13 protein-coding genes and 1 pseudogene are annotated in these 19,933 nt (G+C 72.5%); 9 read left to right on the forward strand and 5 right to left on the reverse strand.

Going from position 1 to position 19,933, the window contains the following annotated elements; translation table 11 throughout:
• Positions 1-152 precede the first annotated feature (152 nt).
• Positions 153-348 (reverse strand): annotated as a pseudogene (locus ABZ484_RS14490) (metallophosphoesterase); the annotation flags it as partial.
• Between the two features lie 320 nt (positions 349-668).
• Entirely contained in the window at positions 669-1,532 is an 864-nt protein-coding gene (locus ABZ484_RS14495; RefSeq protein WP_358866206.1) for a hypothetical protein, read from the reverse strand.
• 807 nt (positions 1,533-2,339) lie between these two features.
• Between ABZ484_RS14495 and panD the strand changes: the two genes are divergently transcribed.
• Both panD and ABZ484_RS14505 read left to right on the forward strand, forming a co-directional pair.
• Positions 2,340-2,759 (forward strand): aspartate 1-decarboxylase, encoded by a 420-nt coding sequence (gene panD, locus ABZ484_RS14500; protein WP_358866207.1) that lies wholly within the window; start codon positions 2,340-2,342, stop codon positions 2,757-2,759.
• 110 nt (positions 2,760-2,869) lie between these two features.
• Positions 2,870-3,553, forward strand: a complete 684-nt coding sequence (locus tag ABZ484_RS14505; protein WP_358866208.1) for an aspartate/glutamate racemase family protein — start codon at positions 2,870-2,872, stop codon at positions 3,551-3,553.
• Between the two features lie 789 nt (positions 3,554-4,342).
• Here the strand turns inward: ABZ484_RS14505 and gndA are convergent.
• Positions 4,343-5,782, reverse strand: a complete 1,440-nt coding sequence (gene gndA / locus ABZ484_RS14510; protein ID WP_358866209.1) for an NADP-dependent phosphogluconate dehydrogenase — start codon at positions 5,780-5,782, stop codon at positions 4,343-4,345.
• A 314-nt stretch (positions 5,783-6,096) separates the two neighbouring features.
• On the opposite strand from gndA, the gene ABZ484_RS14515 reads away from it, so the two are divergent.
• Positions 6,097-7,461, forward strand: a complete 1,365-nt coding sequence (locus tag ABZ484_RS14515; RefSeq protein ID WP_358866210.1) for a transglycosylase family protein — start codon at positions 6,097-6,099, stop codon at positions 7,459-7,461.
• Between the two features lie 9 nt (positions 7,462-7,470).
• Here ABZ484_RS14515 and ABZ484_RS14520 read toward each other — a convergent pair whose 3' ends face one another.
• Positions 7,471-8,901, reverse strand: coding sequence for a DMT family transporter (locus tag ABZ484_RS14520; protein ID WP_358866211.1), 1,431 nt, complete (start codon positions 8,899-8,901; stop codon positions 7,471-7,473).
• A gap of 230 nt (positions 8,902-9,131) precedes the next feature.
• Here ABZ484_RS14520 and ABZ484_RS14525 point away from each other — a divergent pair, with 230 nt between their 5' ends.
• The 3 genes from ABZ484_RS14525 (at position 9,132) to glgC (ending at position 12,515) form a co-directional block, all read left to right on the forward strand.
• Positions 9,132-9,869, forward strand: a complete 738-nt coding sequence (locus ABZ484_RS14525; protein WP_358866212.1) for a (2Fe-2S)-binding protein — start codon at positions 9,132-9,134, stop codon at positions 9,867-9,869.
• Positions 9,870-10,080: 211 nt separating this feature from the next.
• On the forward strand, positions 10,081-11,244 hold the full coding sequence (gene glgA / locus ABZ484_RS14530; protein WP_358866213.1) for a glycogen synthase: 1,164 nt from the start codon (positions 10,081-10,083) through the stop codon (positions 11,242-11,244).
• Between the two features lie 50 nt (positions 11,245-11,294).
• Entirely contained in the window at positions 11,295-12,515 is a 1,221-nt protein-coding gene (gene glgC / locus ABZ484_RS14535; protein WP_358866214.1) for a glucose-1-phosphate adenylyltransferase, read from the forward strand.
• A gap of 33 nt (positions 12,516-12,548) precedes the next feature.
• Here the strand turns inward: glgC and ABZ484_RS14540 are convergent, their stop codons facing one another.
• Complete coding sequence (locus ABZ484_RS14540) at positions 12,549-12,926, reverse strand: hypothetical protein (protein ID WP_358866215.1); 378 nt, start codon at positions 12,924-12,926, stop codon at positions 12,549-12,551.
• A 280-nt stretch (positions 12,927-13,206) separates the two neighbouring features.
• Here ABZ484_RS14540 and ABZ484_RS14545 point away from each other — a divergent pair, with 280 nt between their 5' ends.
• From ABZ484_RS14545 to ABZ484_RS14555, 3 genes are all read left to right on the forward strand, one after another.
• Positions 13,207-15,825 (forward strand): PA14 domain-containing protein, encoded by a 2,619-nt coding sequence (locus ABZ484_RS14545; protein WP_358866216.1) that lies wholly within the window; start codon positions 13,207-13,209, stop codon positions 15,823-15,825.
• Between the two features lie 52 nt (positions 15,826-15,877).
• Positions 15,878-18,217: a GH92 family glycosyl hydrolase gene (locus ABZ484_RS14550; RefSeq protein ID WP_358866217.1), complete on the forward strand. Its 2,340-nt coding sequence runs from the start codon at positions 15,878-15,880 to the stop codon at positions 18,215-18,217.
• A gap of 148 nt (positions 18,218-18,365) precedes the next feature.
• On the forward strand, positions 18,366-19,751 hold the full coding sequence (locus ABZ484_RS14555) for a wax ester/triacylglycerol synthase family O-acyltransferase (protein ID WP_358866218.1): 1,386 nt from the start codon (positions 18,366-18,368) through the stop codon (positions 19,749-19,751).
• Positions 19,752-19,933: the final 182 nt, after the last annotated feature.

The raw sequence follows: 19,933 nt of genomic DNA on the forward strand, positions 1-19,933 counted from the left end.
TCGGGGGTGCTCCACTGTCGCGATCCGGATCGTCCTTGGGTACGACACGCTGCACCCGGGTTTGCGCTGACCGGTGCACTCGGCACCACCCTTGCGCCACCGCGGGTAACCCGCGCTGACCCGCGGGCGCGATCGAGCGGGCCGTAGGGGATGTCGCTGATGAAGGCGACAGACATCCAGTCCAACCCGGCATCCCCGGGGGCGTTGTACGTCGAGTCGGCGTACGAGTGGCCCACTCGGGCCGGCGAGCCGCAAGAAGGCGCTGAGCAGAACAGATCAGGTGAACAGGACCTGGCTGGTGCCCAGCAGGGTGTCACCGGTGATCGCCGCCCGGTCCTGCTGGCGCCGTGTGCTGGGAAGGACCCGCCAACGCATTCCGCGCCCCGCCAGCAGAAGCGATATCGTCCGGCCGTGGTAGTGCAGCAGCTGGACCACTCTCCAGGCCATACGGCGTACAACGTGGACTAGCCAGCCACTGCCCGCTCGTACGCCGCTCGGTCACTGCCGTGGCTGACTCTGCCTTCCTTCGGCGCGGGTAAGCGCGGGCATGCGCTGCATCGCCCGCACCTACACCGTCACTGCGAGTCGAGGCCCACGCTCCTGGCCGTCAGGTGGTTTGGCCGTCCGCCCAGGGGCCGTCCGGACGGACCTGCCGTCTCAGAGGCGCGTCAGCGAGACGGGTATGCGCGGGGTTTCTCGTTCTGCCCCGGCAGCAGTCGCAGGACGAAGACCGAGCCGTCGGCGTGGACGGAGACGGGGCCGCCCCAGTTCTTGTCGAAGGTGAGGCGGGGGCGGACGTGGCGGCTCGCGTGGACGAGGGCGCGGTACTCCTCGATGTCGCCTCTGGCGAGAAGTCGGAAAACTTCCTTGACCACGCCGGAGAACGCCTCGACGCGGGGGCCGTTGAGGCGGAAGACGTGGTCGGTGCCGACGTACTCGTTGCCGAAGAGGGTGTGGACGGCGTCCTGGATGCTCATGCTGGCCGCGAGTTCGAGGCCGGTGAAGCGTTTGCGGCCCTGCCGGTCGGTCAGGTGGCGGGCGGTGGCGTGGCCGGAGCCGGTGAAGGCCATGAGGCCTGCCGCGGTGGTGTGGGCCAGGGACTCCTGGAACCAGGCGTAGTCCTTCGGCTGTACGTGGCAGCCCCGTACGGGCTCCGGCGCCACCAGGCCCTCGGCTGGCGGGTGGATGTCCGGCATCACGTTCGCCTGGAACGGCGGGGCGTTCCGGTTCGCTTCCCGGCCCTCTGCCGGGGACAGCCGACCACCACTGCCCGGTGCCTGGAGGGCGTGGACGGTGATCGTGCCGCCGTCCGTCGGGAGCTGGGTGCTGAACAGCAGGCTGGGGGTCTCGTTCCACGCGCCGATGTGGACCGCTTCGGCGTGGGCCGAGGCGGAGGCCAGTTGCTCGGCAGAGGTGGCGGAGTCGCTGTGGCTGCCATTGAGGAAGGAGTCACGATCGCCGGCCAGGGCCTGGGTGTACTTGAGTGCTCCCCAGTGCTCCCCAGTGCTCCGCCAGCCCCCGCCCCGCACCACGCCACGACAGGGCAGTGGCCCGGGCGAGGGTGTGGAGCCCGTCCCAGAAGGTCGCTTCGAACTGCCGGGGCAGCTTCGGCTGCGGGATCGGGACGAGGGCGGGCTTCCGGCGGAGCGGCTCGTCCTCATTCTCCTTCCGCTTCTCATCGTCCGCCGCGATGGCGGCCTTCACCTTCCCGACGAGCGCGTCGTCGGAGTGGACGGAAACATTCGAGGGCCGGGTCAGGTCCTGGAGCACTTCCTCGGTCGGCTTCAACGACTCTCCTTCACGGTGTGCGAGGGCGGTTCGCCACCGGCTGGACCGTACGGAAGAGAGGGGCGGGGCGCACGCAAGTGCGCAGGGGCGCGTGACCTCGACTTCGGCCCGCGGGCCGAAGTCGGCGACCTGGCCCCGCCTCGCCTCCCCACGCTGCCGAGGGCCCGGGCGGGCGGCAGGCAGGGAGCCTGCTTCCAGGGCGGTCGAGCCTGACCGGCCGATGACCAAAAGGGAACCGTGTTCCACGAACCCGAGCGATGTCGGTGCCCGACAGGTCGGTGCGTGGACGCACGTCGTCCGAGCGCAGACTGGTCTCCCACGCCTTTGACGGCTCATCAGATAAGTCAGCATCCGGTCAGCATGAGTCGCCGGGCTTTCCCGGAGGATTGCCTGAACAGGCGCCGGTGCGGCGCGAAAGCCCAGGCGTGAAGCCGTCTCGCCCGAGCGGAGCGATGTTCCTCACAATCCTTGACCGGCATGTCCCGGTGTACAGTCGAGACCGCCCTTGACCTGTACAAAGCAGGCAGGGAGCCGTCCTCCAGGAGTCCAACATGCTGCGCACCATGTTCAAGTCCAAGATCCACCGTGCCACCGTCACCCAGGCCGACCTGCACTACGTGGGATCGGTGACCATCGACGCGGATCTGCTCGACGCCGCCGATCTGCTGCCCGGCGAGCTCGTGCACATCGTCGACATCACCAATGGATCCCGGCTGGAGACGTACGTCATCGAGGGCGAGCGGGGATCGGGGGTCGTCGGTATCAACGGTGCGGCGGCGCACCTCGTGCACCCCGGTGACCTCGTGATCATCATCAGTTACGCTCAGGTGACCGACGCCGAGGCGCGGGCGCTGAAGCCGCGGGTCGTGCACGTGGACGCCGGCAACCGGATCGTGGAGCTGGGAGCCGACCCGTCCGCCCCCGTACCGGGCACGGACCAGCAGCGCAGCCCGCAGGCCGTACCGGCCTGACCGCCGCCGAACGACACGTCCAGGAGGAACCGGTGGCCGACCCCCGACCCCGCACTGCCGGAGGCCGCACAGGCCTGGCTCGCGGCACATCCGGGGCGGTGGTGAACACCATGGGCGCCCCGGCGGAGGTCGCTCTGCTGCACACCTCGCCGGTGCACGTCCCGGTCTTCGACGCGCTGCGCGACGCACACCATCCGCACCTTCGGCTACGGCACTTCGTCGACGAGGAACTGCTGAGCCGGGCCCGCCGGGAGGGCCCGGACGCGGTGGCGGACGAGGTGCGTGCCGCGTTGGACCGTGCCGTCGCCGAGGGCGCCCGCGTGGTGCTGTGCACCTGCTCGACCATCGGCGGCGTCGCGGAGGCGCTCGGCGCGGGAATGGAGGTGCCGGTGCTGCGGGTGGACCGGCCCATGGCCGCCGCGGCGGTGGCCACCGGTCCGCGCGTGGTCGTCGTCGCCACGGTGGAGAGCACCCTCGCGCCGACCGTCGCGCTCATCGAGGACGAGGCGCGCCGCGCCGGGCGGCCCGTCAGCGTCCGCCGCCTCCTCGTCGACAGCGCCTGGGCGCGCTTCGAGGCCGGCGACACCGAGGGGTACGTCCGTGAGGTGGCGAGCGCCGTCGACGCGATCGGCCCCGCCGACGCCGACGTGATCGTCCTCGCCCAGGCCTCCATCGCCCCGGCCCAGCGCCTGACCACCACACCCGTCCCGACCCTCTCCAGCCCCCGGCCTGGACTCGCGGCAGCCGCAAGGACGACCGGAACCGGGACCGCACAGCCGGCCGAGACCCGGTGACGGTCGGGAGCCCCATGGCGGTCGAGAACCCGGTGGTGGTCGGCGGCCCGGTGGTGGTCGGCGGCCCGGTGACGGTCGAGACCCGGTGACTGCCGGGAGCCCGGTGACGGTCGAGAACCCAGTGACAGCCGAGAAATCGGTGACCGTCGGGCGCCCCGAGGCGGTCGCGACCGTGCGAGCGGCACGCCGCCCGCGGCCGCGGCCTTTGAGCCCAGCCGGGTCCTCGGGCTTCCTGCCCTCGGGTGACTGGCCGGGCGGGCGTCGGGTAGGCGGGGGAGTAGTCCAGAGCCGATGTCGAACGACTGGCTGGAGGACGGACGCCATGACGAACCCCTACCCCGACCCCGTTTCGCCGCCACCCACGCCGGGCCCGGACCCCCAGCAACCCGAGCCGCAACCGGCTCCCGAGCCGCATCCGGTCCCGGAGCCGCACCCCGCCCCCGAACCGCCCCCGGTTCCGGGACCGCCGCCGGGCCCCGGGCCGACCCCGCCCCCGGCACCCGGGCCGCCACCTCCAGGTCCCGTGCCCACACCGCCGCAGCCCGGGCCGCCGCCCGAGCCCTCCCCGTCCCCGATTCCACCGGGCCCGGAGCCCGTGCCGAGTCCCGAGCCGGGGCCGCCCCTCACCTGAAAGCAGGGGATCAGGAGATCAGGGGATCAAGGAGATCAGGGGATCAAGGGGGCAGGAGATCAAGGGGGCAGGAGATCAGGGGATCAGGGCGCGTCCCCTGCGCGCCGACGGTGGGCGGCCTCGGGCCGTCCACCGTCCTCCTCCGTGTGAGCCCGCTCCTACGCGCTCACCTCCGAGCGGTCACCGCCCCACAGCGTGTGGAAGGAGCCGTCCCGGTCCACGCGCCGGTAGGTGTGCGCGCCGAAGAAGTCGCGCTGGCCCTGGGTGAGGGCGGCCGGCAGACGCTCGGCGCGCAGGGCGTCGTAGTAGGCGAGCGCCGCCGAGAAGCCGGGCGCCGGCACGCCCTGCCGCGTCGCCGCGACCAGCACCTCGCGCCAGTCGTCCTGGGCCGCCGCGATCTCCTGGGCGAAGGTGTCGTCGGACAGGAGGCTCGGCAGGTCGGGGCGGGCGTCGTACGCGGCGCGGATGCGGTCCAGGAAGGCGGCGCGGATGATGCAGCCGCCGCGCCAGATGGCGGAGACGGCTCCGAGGTCGATGTCCCAGCCGTACTCCTCGCTGCCCGCCGCGATCTCGTGGAAGCCCTGCGTGTACGAGACGATCTTCGAGGCGTACAGCGCCTGCTCCACCCGGTCGGCGAAGGCCGCCGCCTCCGCCTCGGACAGCGGGGAGGCCTTCGGGCCGGCCAGGGAGCGCGAGGCCTCCCGCAGCGCCGCGTGCCCGGACAGGGAGCGCGCGAAGACGGCCTCGGCGATGCCCGACACCGGCACGCCCAGGTCGAGGGCGATCTGCACCGTCCAGCGGCCCGTGCCCTTCTGCTCGGCCTGGTCCGTCACCACGTCCACGAACGGCTTTCCCGTCGCCGCGTCCACGTGGGACAGCACCTCGGCGGTGATCTCGATCAGATACGAGTCCAGCCGCCCCGTGTTCCAGGTGCGGAAGATCTCCGCGATCTGGGCGGGGGAGTACCCGGCCACCTCGCGCAGCAGCTGGTACGCCTCGCCGATCAGCTGCATGTCGGCGTACTCGATGCCGTTGTGCACCATCTTCACGAAGTGACCGGCACCGTCCGGGCCGATGTGCGTGACGCACGGCGCGCCGTCCTTCGCCTTCGCGGAGATCTTCTCCAGCATCGGGCCCAGCGATCCGTACGACTCCGTCGAGCCGCCCGGCATGATGCTCGGCCCGTGCAGCGCGCCCTCCTCACCGCCGGAGATGCCTGTGCCGACGAAGTGGATGCCCTGCTCGCGCAGCTCGCGCTCGCGGCGCCGGGTGTCCGCGAAGTGCGCGTTGCCACCGTCGATGATCATGTCGCCGGGCTCCAGCAGCGGGGCGAACTCCTGGATCACCGCGTCCGTCGGTGCGCCCGCCTTCACCATGATCACCAGGCGGCGGGGCCGCTCCAGCGCCGCCACGAACTCCTTGGCGGTCTCGGCCGCGACGAAGTCACCCTCGTGCCCGAACTCCTCCACCAGTTCATGCGTCCGCGCCACCGTCCGGTTGTGCAGCGCGACCGTGTAGCCGTTGCGCGCGAAGTTTCGGGCGAGGTTGCGGCCCATGACCGCGAGCCCCGTCACGCCGATCTGGGCTGTTGTGCTCATACCGCCTGCTCCTCAAGGAATCCGGTGGATCATCGGCTGGAACCCCTTCGACCATCCTTGCGTGCCCCCGCGGCCACCGCACGTCCTCCGGCCCGCCGCACGGCACGTCCACGACATCCTCCCTTACGTACCGCACCCGGCCGTTGCCTCAGCGCGGACACGGCCGTACTGTTCGGCGAAAACAACCGATCCGGCCAACGGAAGCCCCGTATCGGCCACTTGTGCCGCCAAAGCGGCCGACAGCCGTCTTGTCATGGCTCGTTCGCGGCGTCTACTTTTGCCCCTCCTGACGCATGGCGAGGGGGGCTTCAGTCATGGCCGCACGCGGCCGGCACCGCCGGTACCAGCCGAACAGGATCAACCGCGCCTCACTCACCGTCACGGCGGGCGGCGCCGGCATGGCCCTCCCGCTCATCGGCGCCGGCGCCGCGCACGCGGCCGACGCGTCCACCTGGAACAAGGTCGCCGCCTGCGAGTCGAGCGGCGACTGGGGCGTCAACACCGGCAACGGCTTCTACGGCGGCCTCCAGTTCACCAGGTCCACCTGGGAGGCGTACGGCGGCACGCGGTACGCGCCGCGCGCCGACCTCGCAACCCGGGACCAGCAGATCGCGATCGCGGAGAAGGTGCTCGACGGCCAGGGCCCCGGCGCCTGGCCGGTGTGCTCGGTGCGGGCCGGTCTGACCCGCGGCGGCGGCGACCCCGGCGTCCATCCGGACGGCGCGGCGGCCCGGCCCGCGCAGAGCCGGGGCAGCACGGGCACCGCGGCCACCGGCGGCTCCGAGGTCGGCACCGGCTCCAAGGTAGCCAACGGGTCCAAGGTCGGCACCGGATCCAAGGGCCACAACGGCTCCAACGGCCACAGCGGCTCCAAGGGCACCGACGGTTCCGACGGCACGGGGCGCGGCGGGAGTTCGGTCCGTGACGTGCGGCCGCAGACCACCCCCCAGTCCCGTGCCGGACGGGCCGAGATGTACACGGTGGTCCGCGGCGACACCCTCTCCGGGATCGCCGAGGAACGTCACGTGCGGGGCGGCTGGCACCAGCTGTACGCCGCCAACCGCGCCACGGTCGGCGACGACCCGGACCTGATCCTGCCGGGCCAGCGGCTTTCCCTGCGCACCGGCCGTACGGCTCAGCCGGCCCGTACGGGCCACCCGGCCGCCAGGGAGAGCCCCACCGCCACGCGTCCGTCCGGCCGGACCGGGACGAAGCCCGCCGGGCGAGGCGAGCGGAGCGAGACGAGCAGGGCCGGGCGGCCCCACACCGCCTCGCACAGCCTCGTCGCCCCTGTGCGGGGCCCCCTCGGCACGGGGTACCGCGTGGCGGGACCCCACTGGTCGAAGGGCTACCACACCGGCGTCGACTTCGAGGTGTCCACCGGGACGTCCGTGCACGCGGCCGGAGCGGGCCGGGTGGTCGAGGCGGGGTGGGGCGGGGCCTACGGCTACCAGGTGGTGATCCGGCACGCCGACGGTCGCTACACGCAGTACGGGCATCTGTCGGCGATCTCCGTACGGTCCGGGCAGACGGTCACCGCCGGGCAGCGCATAGGGCGCTCGGGCGCCACGGGCAACGTGACGGGCCCGCATCTGCACTTCGAGGTGCGGACGGGGCCCGGTTTCGGAACGGACATCGACCCGGTCGCCTATCTCCGGGCCGGCGGCGTCACGATCTGACGCGGGGCGTCACGACCGGACGCGGGCACCCGCACCGGCGTCGGCGCGGCGCCGGTCCAGGACGGGCGTCCGGACGTACGCCCCGCCGTAGAACCGGACGTACGTGCCGCCGTAGAAGGGGACACCGCAGAGCGGGCCGGCGCAGTACGCGCCGCCGTGGAACGCGCCGGGGCCGGAGGAGAGCGGCGCCTCGCCGTCGTCCGGCGCGCGCCCGGTCTCCGCCGCCGCCCCGGCGCCTGCCGCCCCGGTGTCCGCTGTCGCGACGCCCGCCGCCCTGGAGCCCCGCGCTGCCGTGGTGCCTGACGTTCTGGCGCCTGCCGCCCTGGCGTCAGCCGCCCCGGGGGACGGCGCGGCGGGGACTAGGGTGTCCGCCGGCTCCGAGTCGGCCTGGCCGGGAAGGGGAACCTCGGGCGTCCGTGTCCCGTTCCGCAGCGTCCCGTTCCGCGGCGTCCCGGTCGCCTGCACCTCCTCCGGGACCTGCTCCTCCAGCGCCAGGTCTCCCGCCGCCAGGTCTCCCAGCGCCAAGTCCTCCGCCGCCACGTCTCCCAGCGCCAGTTCTCCCCGCGCCAGACCTCCGACCGCCGCCTCATCGGCCGGAAGCGAGTCGTCCGCGCGCTCGAGGCGTTCGGTGGTCAGCAGGATCAGGCCGCCGGTGGCCACCACGCCGCACGCCAGGGCGAGCACGGTGCCGGTGGTGCCGTAGCGGAAGGTCTCACCGAACATCGTGATGCCGACCGCCGCCGCCACCACCGGGTTCACCACCGTCAGCGTGGCCAGCGGTGCGGCCAGGCCGCCGCCCCGGTACGACGCCTGCGACAGCAGCATGCCCGCCGTGGCGAGGACGCCTATCGCGGCCAGGGACGGCAGATCCGCCGCCGAGACGCCGTCGCTCCAGTCCACCGCGACCGTCTTGGTGAACACCGAGGACATGCCGAAGGCGATGCCGGAGCCGGTGGCGAGCAGCACGCTGCGCACCGCCGGGTGCCGGTGCGCGGCCCGGCCCGCGACCGTCAGCGCCACCACCGCCCCGCCGGTGACCACGGCCACGGCCAGGCGCTGCGCGGCGCCGAGCGACTGCGAGTCGGACGCGCCCACCAGTGACAGCAGACCCGCCAGACCCACCGTCGCCATGATCGCGCCCCGCCACGCCGCTGCCCCCGCCCGGCGGCCGACGAAGAGGGCGGCCATGGGCAGCGCGAACACGATGGTCAGGGCGCCCAGCGGCTGGACCAGGCTGAGCGGGCCGCAGGCCAGCGCCACCACGTGCAGCAGCCCGCCCAGGCCGTTCAGCGCGACCGCCGCCCACCAGGCGGGCCGGCGCAGCGGCGCGTACTGCTCGCCGGGGGCGGACACCGCGACGCGCTCCTGCACGATCGCGCCGCCGGCGTAGGCGACGGCGGACACGAGCGACAGCAGCACGGACAGCGCGAGGGCGCTCATGAGCGGCTCCTCTGCGGGACGCGGGGGCGGCGGGCCCGGCGCGGCGAAGGGTCGGCTTCCATGGTCCACAAGCCTGCCGTGCCGATCTTTGCGCGTCGTCGTCCCTGAGCACGCAATGGGTCATACTGCCGATGGAGTACGGATCGTGCTCAGTCCTCCCCTGGGTGGGCGACACAGGGTGGACACCCCCTGGTGGAACCCCCTAAGGGCCCTGGGTAGTACTGCTCCTCGTGGACCTCGACCCGGATCTCGCCGCCCTCCGTTCCCTCGGCGGCTTCTTCGTCCTGCGCACGGGCGAGCCGCCGCGCGTTCCGCTGCCCACCCTGGCCCAGGCCTACGGCGACGCGTCCTGCGGCAGTGACGAGCACCCCCTCGCGGTGCGCGTCCGCACGGTGGCCGCCGGCATCCGCGCCCCCGAGCCGCGGGTCGCCGCGTCGGTGGCCCAGCAGGCTCTCATGGCCCGGTTGTGGTCGACCGTACTCGGCTGCGCCGTGCTGTACGGGCGCATCCCCGACCTCGACCCGCGCCTGCTCCGCTGGGACCCCGCCGGCAGCGCCCCGGACGATCTGTGGCTCACCACGGTGCGGGGGCTGCCCGCCGATGCGGACACCGTCGCGGACGCCGTCCTGGTCGGCCACCTCCGACCCCTGGCGGCGGCGCTGCGCGTACGCCACCGTCTCGCCCCGGGGCTGGCGCGGGGCAACGCGGCCTCCGCGCTGGCCGGCGCCGCCCGCCAACTGGCGCGCCTCGCGCCCGAGCACGGCCGCCCGCGGGCCGGCGACCACGCCCGGGACCTGGCCGCACGGCTCCTCGCCCACCCGCTGCTCGCCGGGACGGGCACCTCCGACGACAGGGGCTTCCGCCGGCGCAGTTGCTGCCTGTACTACCGGGTCCCCGGCGGCGGTGTCTGCGGTGACTGTTGTTTCACACGAGCCCCGCGCTCTTCCGCGCGCGCCGCATCTGGGTGACCATGAAAGCGACCGGCGGGACACGGCCGGCGATCAGCGACCGACGACGAGCGACCGACAAGCGACCGACGACGAGCAACCGACGACGAGCAAGCGGCGACGAGCAAGCGGCGACAAGCGAGCGACCGACGATCAGCGACCGGCGGACAACGGCCGGCGCACGCGACCGGCCACGACGAGACGACGGGGCCGCCGAGACAGGGGGTTGCGGGTGCGAGTGGGACTGCTGACCCGGGAGTACCCGCCGGACGTGTACGGCGGTGCGGGCGTCCATGTGGAGTTCCTGGCGCGGGAGCTGAGACCCCTGGTCGACCTGGAGGTGCACTGCTGGGGCGAGGCGTCCTCGGCGGACAAGGCGGACGGCGTCGTACGCCACCGCCCCTGGTCGGCGCTGGACGGCGCCAACGACGCCCTGCGCACCTTCTCCGTCGACCTCGCCATGACCGCCGGCCTGGACGGCTGCGAGCTGGTCCACTCCCACACCTGGTACGCCAATCTCGCCGGCCATCTCGGCAAGCTCCTCTACGGGGTGCCGCACGTGCTCACCGCGCACTCCCTGGAGCCGCTGCGCCCCTGGAAGGCCGAGCAGCTCGGCGGCGGCTACGCGCTGTCCAGCTGGGCGGAGCGCACCGCGATCGAGGCGGCCGACGCCGTGGTCGCCGTCTCCGGCGCGATGCGCGAGGACATCCTCGGCTGCTACCCGGCCCTCGACCCGGCCCGGGTCCACGTCATCCACAACGGCATCGACACCGCCCTCTACCGCCCCGACCACGGCACGGACGCCCTCACCCGGATCGGACTCGACCCCGACCGCCCCTATGTGCTGTTCGTCGGCCGCATCACCCGCCAGAAGGGCGTGCCCCATCTGCTGCGCGCGGTGCGGGACATCGACCCGGCGGCCCAGGTCGTGCTGTGCGCCGGCGCACCCGACACGCCCGAGATCGACCGGGAGTTCCGCGAGCTGTACGAGGAGCTGAGCCGGGTCCGCGCGGGCGTGCACTGGATCCCGCAGATGCTGCCGCGCCCGGACGTGATCCAGCTGCTCACCCATGCCGCGGTCTTCGTGTGCCCCTCGGTCTACGAGCCGCTCGGCATCGTCAACCTGGAGGCGATGGCCTGCGGCACCCCCGTCGTGGCGTCCCGGGTCGGCGGGATTCCCGAGGTGGTCGAGGACGGGCTGACCGGGGTACTCGTCGACGTCGACGACGACTTCGAGGCGGGCCTGGCCCGCGCCCTCGACGCGGTGCTCGGCGATCCGGAGGCGGCGCGCCGGATGGGCGAGGCCGGGCGGCGGCGCGCGGTGACGGAGTTCGGCTGGGACGCGGTCGCCCGGCGCACGGTGCGGCTGTACGAGGAGATCCTCAAACAGGCTTAGTCCTCCCTGCTCAGGGGCAGTAGTGGTTCAACCGGGTGAGGGGAGCGGCCATGCGGCGTGGTGGACCTTCGGTCCTCGGGATCGTCCTTGCGGGCGGAGAGGGCAAACGGCTGATGCCCCTGACCGCGGACCGCGCGAAACCCGCGGTCACGTTCGGCGGAACGTATCGCCTGGTCGACTTCGTCCTGTCCAACCTGGTCAACGGCGACATCCTGCGCATCTGCGTGCTGACCCAGTACAAGTCGCACTCGCTGGACCGGCACATCACCACCACCTGGCGCATGTCGAGCCTGCTCGGCAACTACGTCACGCCGGTTCCCGCGCAGCAGCGCCTCGGTCCCCGCTGGTACCTGGGCAGCGCCGACGCGATCCTTCAGTCGCTCAACCTGATCTACGACGAGCAGCCCGACTACGTGGCGGTCTTCGGCGCCGACCACGTCTACCGCATGGACCCGCGGCAGATGCTCCGGCAGCACATCGAGGGCGGCGCCGGGGTGACGGTCGCCGGCATCCGGGTGCCGCGCTCCGAGTCGTCGTCGTTCGGGGTGATCACGCCGGGTTCGGACGGGCATACCGTGCAGCGCTTCCTGGAGAAGCCCGCCGACCCGCCGGGCCTGCCCGACGACCCCGAGCGGGTCTTCGCCTCCATGGGCAACTACGTGTTCACCACCAAGGCGCTGATCGACGCCCTGCAACGGGACGCCGAGGACGAGCGGTCGGTGCACGACATGGGCGGCTCGATCCTGCCCCAGCTCACCGAGCGCGGCGAGGCCCAGCTGTACGACTTCAGCACCAATCACGTGCCTGGGGAGACCAGCCGGGACCAGGGCTACTGGCGGGACGTGGGCACCCTCGACGCCTACTACGACGCCCACATGGACCTGATCGCCGAGCGCCCCGCGTTCAACCTGTACAACCGCGACTGGCCCGTCTACACCCACTCCAACCAGCTCTCGCCGGCCCGGTTCAACGCCGGTGGCATCGCCGGGGAGTCGATCATCAGTGCCGGCTGCCTGATCCGCGGGCAGGTCACACGGTCCGTGCTCTCCCCGGGCGTCCGGGTCGATCCGGGGGCGGTGGTCCAGGGCTCCGTGCTGCACGACAACGTGCACATCGGGCGGGGCGCGGTCGTGCGCGGGGCGGTCCTGGACAAGAACGTCGAGGTGCCGCCCGGCGCGACGATCGGCGTCAACCCGGAGCGGGACGCGGAGCTGTACACCGTGTCCAAGGGCGGGGTCATCGCCCTGGGCAAGGGCCAGCGGGTGCCGTAGTCCTGCCGCGCGGCCGAGGCGCGAAGGCGCGCCTCAGCCGTTCAGCGGCGGGAAGTGGTTCAGCGTGATGGCACTGGTGCGGTGCGTGTCCTCGGTCGGGCTGAACTGCACGTACTCGGTGCCCGGCGCGGTGTGCACGGGGACGTGCCCGGGAGGGGCGTAGAACGCCTCGCCCGCCACGTACACCTCTTCGCGGTCGGGATAGCGCAGGACCAGCTCGCCCTTGAAGACGTAACCCCAGTGCGGGCACTGGCACCGGCCGTCCGGCAGGTCCTTGAGCAAGGGTGTGAGGTCGACGTCCTCGCGGAAGCTGCGGAAGTCCACGGTGTACGGGTCGAGGTCCTCGGACTGCTCGACGACGGGACCATAGTCGCCGCCCTGTGTGGCGGTGTCCCGGGAGACCTTGGGCATGGGTTTCACTTCCCTTCCGCAGGAGGGGCGCGTCGCCGCGGATCGCGCGACGTGGAAGTGACGCCCTCATGGTGCGCGCTGTGCGGGCGTCCGGTCCACTTGGATCTCCCCCTGCTCCGTCCGCCCGGAGGATGTCCGTATCCAGCCTCTCTTTGTCATGTCCCTGGACGTGGGTCGACGATCATGACAACGTTATTTCGCACCAGATCCAACAGGCTCGCACAATGCACCACCGAACAGCGAACAAGAGACGTCAGTTTCCTTCGCCATGAGGAGGATCGTGGGCACCAGCCGTCTGAGAGACCGACTCGCGCTACTGTGCGCGGCGGCCCTCGGTTTCGCCGCGTTCATCACGACGCCCGCCGCGACCGCCGCCGCACCCGGTGACGACCCCGTGGAGATCCACGGGCTCAAGGGCGAGTACTACACCCAGTCCGCCCCCGGAGCCTTCGACTTCGCCGAGCTCAAGGCCACCACCTTCGACCCCGCCCTGGACTTCGACAACCTCGAACCCCGCCTGGCCGCCGCCACCGGCCGGTCCGACGACGTCAGCGTCCGCTGGACCGGCCGCATCGTCCCCGGGGAGACCGGCGCCCACACCTTCTCGATCACGGGCGACAACGGCTTCCGCCTCTGGATCGACGGAAAGCTCACCATCGACCACTGGGTCGACGACTGGGACAGGGAACAGACCTCCGCCCCCGTGGAGCTGACCGCCGGCACGGCATACGACATCAAGGTCGAGTACTTCGAGCACTACGGCGGCTCCAACCTCCACGTGCGCTGGACCGAGCCCGGCGGCACCAAGGAGCCCGTCCCGCAGTCGGCGTTCCTGCTGCCCGAGGGCTACGACTACGACGGCGCCATCGCGACCACCGTCCTCGGCGACGGCCGCACCCTGAAGCTCGACTTCGCGCAGAAGCTCGCCGCCCCGCCCGCCGCCCTCGGCGACCATCTGCGGGCCGTGATCGGCGGCGCCACCTGGCCGCTGGGCACCGTACGGCCCGACCCGGCCGACCCGCGCGCCCTGCTCGTGACCCTGAAGGAGCCGGTCGTCGGCGACAAGACCGGCACCGCCCGGGGCACCGCGGACGTCCGCTACGACGGCCACGGCGGCCTGACGTCGGACGACGGCACCGCCGTGGCCGCCTTCTGGAGCAGCGGTCCCAACCACTCCACGTACGAGCTGCGCACCAAGTGGGCCGACCAGGTCAGCCCGGACAACGCCCTGCCCGAGTACCCGCGCCCGCAGCTGACCCGCTCCGACTGGCAGAACCTCAACGGCCGCTGGCAGTTCGCCGCCGCCACAGCCGGCGAGCAGCCGCCCGTCGGGAAGACCCTGTCCGAGCGGATCCTCGTCCCCTACCCGGTGGAGTCCCAGCTCTCCGGCCTCGAACGGCACGAGGACCGCATGTGGTACCGGCGTACCTTCACCGTCCCGGCGGGCTGGCACATCGGCCACGGCAAGCGGCTCCGGCTGAACTTCGGGGCGGTCGACTGGAAGGCCGACGTCTACGTCAACGGCACCAAGGTGGCCCAACACCAGGGCGGCTACGACAAGTTCGGCGCCGACATCACCGACGCCCTCAAGCCCGGCCGCACCCAGGAGCTGATCGTCGGCGTCTACGACCCGACGGACGGCTCCGGCGGGGAGAACCCGCCTCTGGGCAAGCAGCGCCTGGACCCGAGCGGCATCTGGTACACGCCCACCTCGGGCATCTGGCAGACCGTGTGGATGGAGCCGGTCGCCACCGACCACGTCGACACGCTCAAGCTCACCCCGGACGTCGCGCACGGCACCCTGACCGTCGAGGCCCAGGGCGTCCGCGACGGCGTACCGGTGACGGCGACGGCGTACGACGGCGGGCGCCCGGTCGCCACGGTCCGCGGCCGCACCGGCGGCCCGCTCACCCTGACGATCCACGACCCGCACCTGTGGTCGCCCGACGACCCGTTCCTGTACGACCTGAAGGTCCGCGTCGGCGCCGACGCGGTCGGCAGCTACTTCGGGATGCGCTCCATCGCCGTCGAGAACGTGAACGGCGTCCCGCGCACGGTCCTCAACGGCAAGCCGGTCTTCATGATGGCCACCCTGGACCAGGGCTTCTGGCCCGACGGCCTGTACACCGCGCCCACCGACGAGGCCCTGGCCTACGACCTGAAGGTGCACAAGCAGCTCGGCTTCAACGCCGTCCGCAAGCACATCAAGGTCGAACCGGACCGCTGGTTCTACTGGGCCGACCGGCTCGGCCTGATGGTCTGGCAGGACATGCCCGCCATGACCGCGGGCGTCAACCCGTCCGCCGCCGCCCGGGCCGAGTACGAGCGGGAGATGAAGGAGTTGATCGACGAGCACATCAGCAGCCCGTCGGTCGTCATGTGGGTCACCTTCAACGAGGGCTGGGGCCAGTACGACGAGGCCCGCATCGCCGGGCAGGCCAAGTCCTGGGACCCGACCCGGCTGGTCAACGGCATGTCCGGCATCAACCTGGGCACCGACGGCGGCGCCGGCGACATCATCGACGAGCACGGCTATCCGTCGCCCGCCCTGCCGCCCCACCCGGACGGACGGAGGGCCCTGGTCAGCGGCGAGTACGGTGGGCTCGGCCTGGCGGTCCCCGGGCATGCCTGGTCGGTGCAGCAGAGCTACGTCGACGTCGACCCGGCGACGTACACCGACGACTACCTGTCGAAGCTCGACGAGGTGCGCGCCCTGGTGTGCCGCGGCAGCAACGGCGCCGTCTACACCCAGATCAGCGATGTCGAGGGCGAGCTCAACGGCCTGCTGACCTACGACCGCAAGGTGCTCAAGCCGGACGCGGCGCGGGTGCGGGCCGCCCAGCGGGCGCTGATCGGCGACGCGTCGCGGGCGACACCCGCGGGATGCCCGGCCGACTGACCCTCAGACCCGATCATGCAGGCAATGACGTCTCCATCGGAGGTCTTCCTGCATGAGAGGGACCCGGCGCCTTCTTGTGGCGCTCCGCCTGTGCGTGGCGGGAGCGGTGACAGCGTCCGCGCTGTCCGCCGCTCCCGCCGCCACCGCTCGGGCCGCCGAACAACCGCGCGATGCCCGGCTCACCGACCTGGTGAACCCGTTCATCGGCACCGCGAACGAAGGCAACACCTTTCCCGGCGCGGCCGTGCCCTTCGGCATGGTGCAGTTCTCGCCGGACACCGGCCACAGCACCGGCTACGACTACGCCCACAGCCGCATCCGCGGCTTCTCCCTGGTCCACCTCTCCGGCGTCGGCTGCCGTCTCGGCGGCGATCTGCCGGTCCTGCCGACCACCGGTGACGTCAGACAGACGGACTACGCGAAGTACGCGGCGGGCTTCCGCCACGAGGACGAGGCGGCGGGCCCCGGCTACTACCGGGTCCGCCTGGACTCCGGCGTCGAGGCCGAGCTGACCGCCACCGCCCGCACCGGCGTGCAGCGCTACACGTTCCCCGCCACCGACAAGGCCGACGTCCTGCTGAACGCCGGTCAGGCGCTGCACCGAATGGTCGCCTCCACGGTGGAGATCCTGGACGACCGCACCGTGCGCACCGCGATCACCGGCCGCGGCTTCTGCAAGGACACCGTGCCGTACACCGTGTACACCCTCACCCGGTTCGACCGGCCGTTCACCGCGTACGGCACCTGGGACGGCACCACCGTCACGGGCGGCGCGCGGTCCGGGCGCGGCGGCGCCTATCTGCGGTTCGACACCACCCGGGACCGCACCGTGGAGGCGACCACCGCGCTGTCGTACGTCGACGCGGCCGGTGCGGCGGGCAATCTGCGCGCCGAGGGCGGCCGTTCGTTCGACGCCGTGCGCGAGGCGGCCCGGCGGGCGTGGGAGAAGCGGCTGGCGGACGTACGGGTGACCGGCGGCGACACCACCCGGCGCCGCACCTTCTACTCCTCGCTGTACCGGGTGTTCCTCGGGCCCAACGTCGGCAGCGACGTCGACGGCCGCTACACCGGCTGGGACCAGCGGATCCACCGGACGAAGGGCTTCACGTACTACCAGAACTGGTCGCTGTGGGACACCTACCGCACCCAGGCCCAGCTCCTCGCCCTGCTCGCGCCCCGCGAGTCCCGGGACATGGCGATCTCCGTCATCAGGATCGACGAGGAGAGCGGCTGGCTGCCCAAGTGGGGGTACGGCACGGTGGAGACGAACGTGATGACGGGCGACCCGGTCACCCCGTTCCTGACCAACGCCTACCAGCAGGGCCTGCTCGCCGGCTACGAGGAGCGGGCCTACCGGGCGCTGAGGAAGAACGCCGACGGAGTGCCGCCCGCCGCCTCCCCGGCCGTGGGCCGCGACGCCAACCCGGACTACCTCACCCGCGGTTACGCCCCCTACGTCCGGGGCCACGAGCCGCCCAAGTCCGGCCACTCCGACTACGCCTTCGGGGCCTCGGCGACCCTGGAGTACGCCCTGTCGGACGCGATGCTGGCCCAGATGGCGCGCGCCCTCGGCCACCGCGCGGACGCCGACCGGTACGCCGCCCGCTCCCGCAACTACCGCAACCTGTTCGACGCGTCGACGGGGTTCTTCCGGGCCCGGGACACCTCCGGCGCCTTCACCGGACCGGCCGACCCGGCGCAGAGCGAGGGCTTCCACGAGGGCACCGCCTGGCAGTACCAGTGGCTGGTCCCGCAGGACATGCCGGACCTGGTGCGTCTGATCGGCGGCCGGCGGCTCACCAACGACCGGCTCGACGCGTTCTTCGCCTACGGCGAGCTGCTGAAGGACCCGGAGCGCACCGCGCGTGACGTCTGGGTGAACGGGCCGTACGCCTACTACAACAGCGACAAGTACAACCCGCAGAACGAGCCCGACCTGCTCGCCCCGTACAGCTATCTGTCGACGGGGCAGCCCTGGAAGACGACGGACGTGGTGCACGCCGCGCTGACCCTGTTCACCGACGCCCCGACCGGGCTGACCGGCAACGACGACCTCGGCACGATGTCCGCCTGGGACGTGCTGTCGTCCATCGGCCTGTTCCCGGTGCAGCCCGGCTACGGCACCTGGGGGCTGTCCACGCCCGTCTTCGAACGCGTCGAGCTGCGCCTGGACCGCCGCTACCACCCGCGCGGCGCCCTCACCATCACGGCGCCGGGCACCTCCCGGGACAACCGCTACATCCAGACGGTGCACACCGACGGGGTGACCCACGAGCGGACGTACCTGACCACCCGGGAGCTGCGCTCGCTGCGGACCGTGCGCCACACGGTGGGCCCCCGGCCGTCGGCGTGGGGCACGTCCGAGGCGGCGGCGCCGCCCGTGCTGAGGTGACTTTCCCCACCGCCCTTTGTGTCCCGCCCCCGATCCGCGGGGCGGGACTTAATCTGGTGTTAACTGAGCGTAGCCTGATCGTACTTGACCGTAATCGGTTGCACGCGGTTGACTGCGAACTCACCCACCGTCGACGCGAGGCAAGCCATTGACTTCTGACCTGCTCGCTCCACTCGACCTGGCGTTCTGGAACATCGAGTCCGCCGACCACCCGATGCACCTCGGCGCGCTCGGGGTCTTCTCGGCCCACTCGCCCACCGCCGGGGCGCACGCGGCCGACCTGCTCGCCGCCCGTGCCGCCGCCGTGCCCGGACTGCGCATGCGCATCCGCGACGTGTGGCGCCCCCTCGGCCTGCGGCAGTCCCCCGGCCAGGGTCTGCGGCAGTCCCTCGCCCACCAGCTGCGGCAGCCGTTCGGCTTCGGCGGCGCCACCCGCGAACCCGATCCCTGCTTCGACCCGCTCAACCACGTCCGGCTGCACGCCCCCGTCACGGACTTCCACGCGGCCTCCGGCCGCCTCATGCAGCGCCCGCTGGAGCGCAACCGCCCGCCGTGGGAGGCCCATGTGCTGCCCGGCGAGGACGGCGTCTCCTTCGCGGTGCTGTTCAAGTTCCACCACGCCCTCGCCGACGGACTGCGCGCCCTGACCCTCGCCGCGGCGATCCTCGACCCGATGGACCTCCCCGAGCGCCGGCCCCGCCCCGCCGAGCCCCCGCGCGGCCTGCTGCCCGACGTGCGCAGACTGCCCGGGCTGGTGCGCGGCGCGTTCTCCGACGTCGGCCGCGCCCTGGACATCGGCGCCTGCGTCGCCCGCTCCACCCTCGTCACCCGCTCCACGCCCGCCCTCACCGCCGAGCCCACCGGAACCCGGCGCACCGCCGGAGTGGTCATCGACATCGACGACGTCCACCTGGTGCGCAAGAAGGTCGGCGGCACCGTCAACGACGTACTGATCGCGGTCGTCGCGGGCGCCCTGCGCAACTGGCTCGACGAGCGCGGCGAGAGGTGCGACGGCATCGCGCCCCGGGCCCTGATCCCGGTCTCCCGGCGCCGCCCGCGCACCGCGCACCCGCAGGGCAACCGGCTCTCCGGCTATCTGATGGAGCTGCCCGTCGGCGTACCCGACCCGCTGCGCAGGCTCGCCGCCGTGCGCACCGCCATGGACCGCAACAAGGACGCGGGCCCCAACCGGGGCGCGGGCGCCGTCGCCCTGCTCGCCGACCATGTGCCGGCCCTCGGCCACCGGCTCGGCGGCCCGCTCGTCGGCCAGGCCGCCCGGCTCTGGTTCGACATCCTGGTCACCAGCGTGCCCCTGCCCGGCTTCGGCCTGCGGCTCGGCGGCCACCCGCTCACCGAGGTCTACCCCTTCGCGCCCCTGGCCCGCGGCCAGTCCCTGGCCATCGCCATCTCCACCTACCGGGGCCAGGTCCACTACGGCCTCGTCGCCGACGCCAAGGCCGTCCCCGACCTGAACCGGCTGGCCCGGGCCCTGACCGAGGAGGTGGAGACCCTCATCACGGTCTGCGCGCCCTAGGTTCTGTCCGGCGGATCAAGGCGCAGGTGAACGGCGGCGCCGATCGAACCGGGTGAGCGGGGGCCGGTGCGTCCAGATGCAAGGCGAAGGAGGGCGGCGACGCGATGGGGGTGCCCCCGCGCGAGCTCGTTCGAGCGTGGGGGAGTCGGCAACCGACGACAACGCCGCTGGGGGTCCCCCCA

It is taken from the genome of Streptomyces sp. NPDC006393 (assembly GCF_040628575.1).
Lineage (GTDB): Bacteria > Actinomycetota > Actinomycetes > Streptomycetales > Streptomycetaceae > Streptomyces.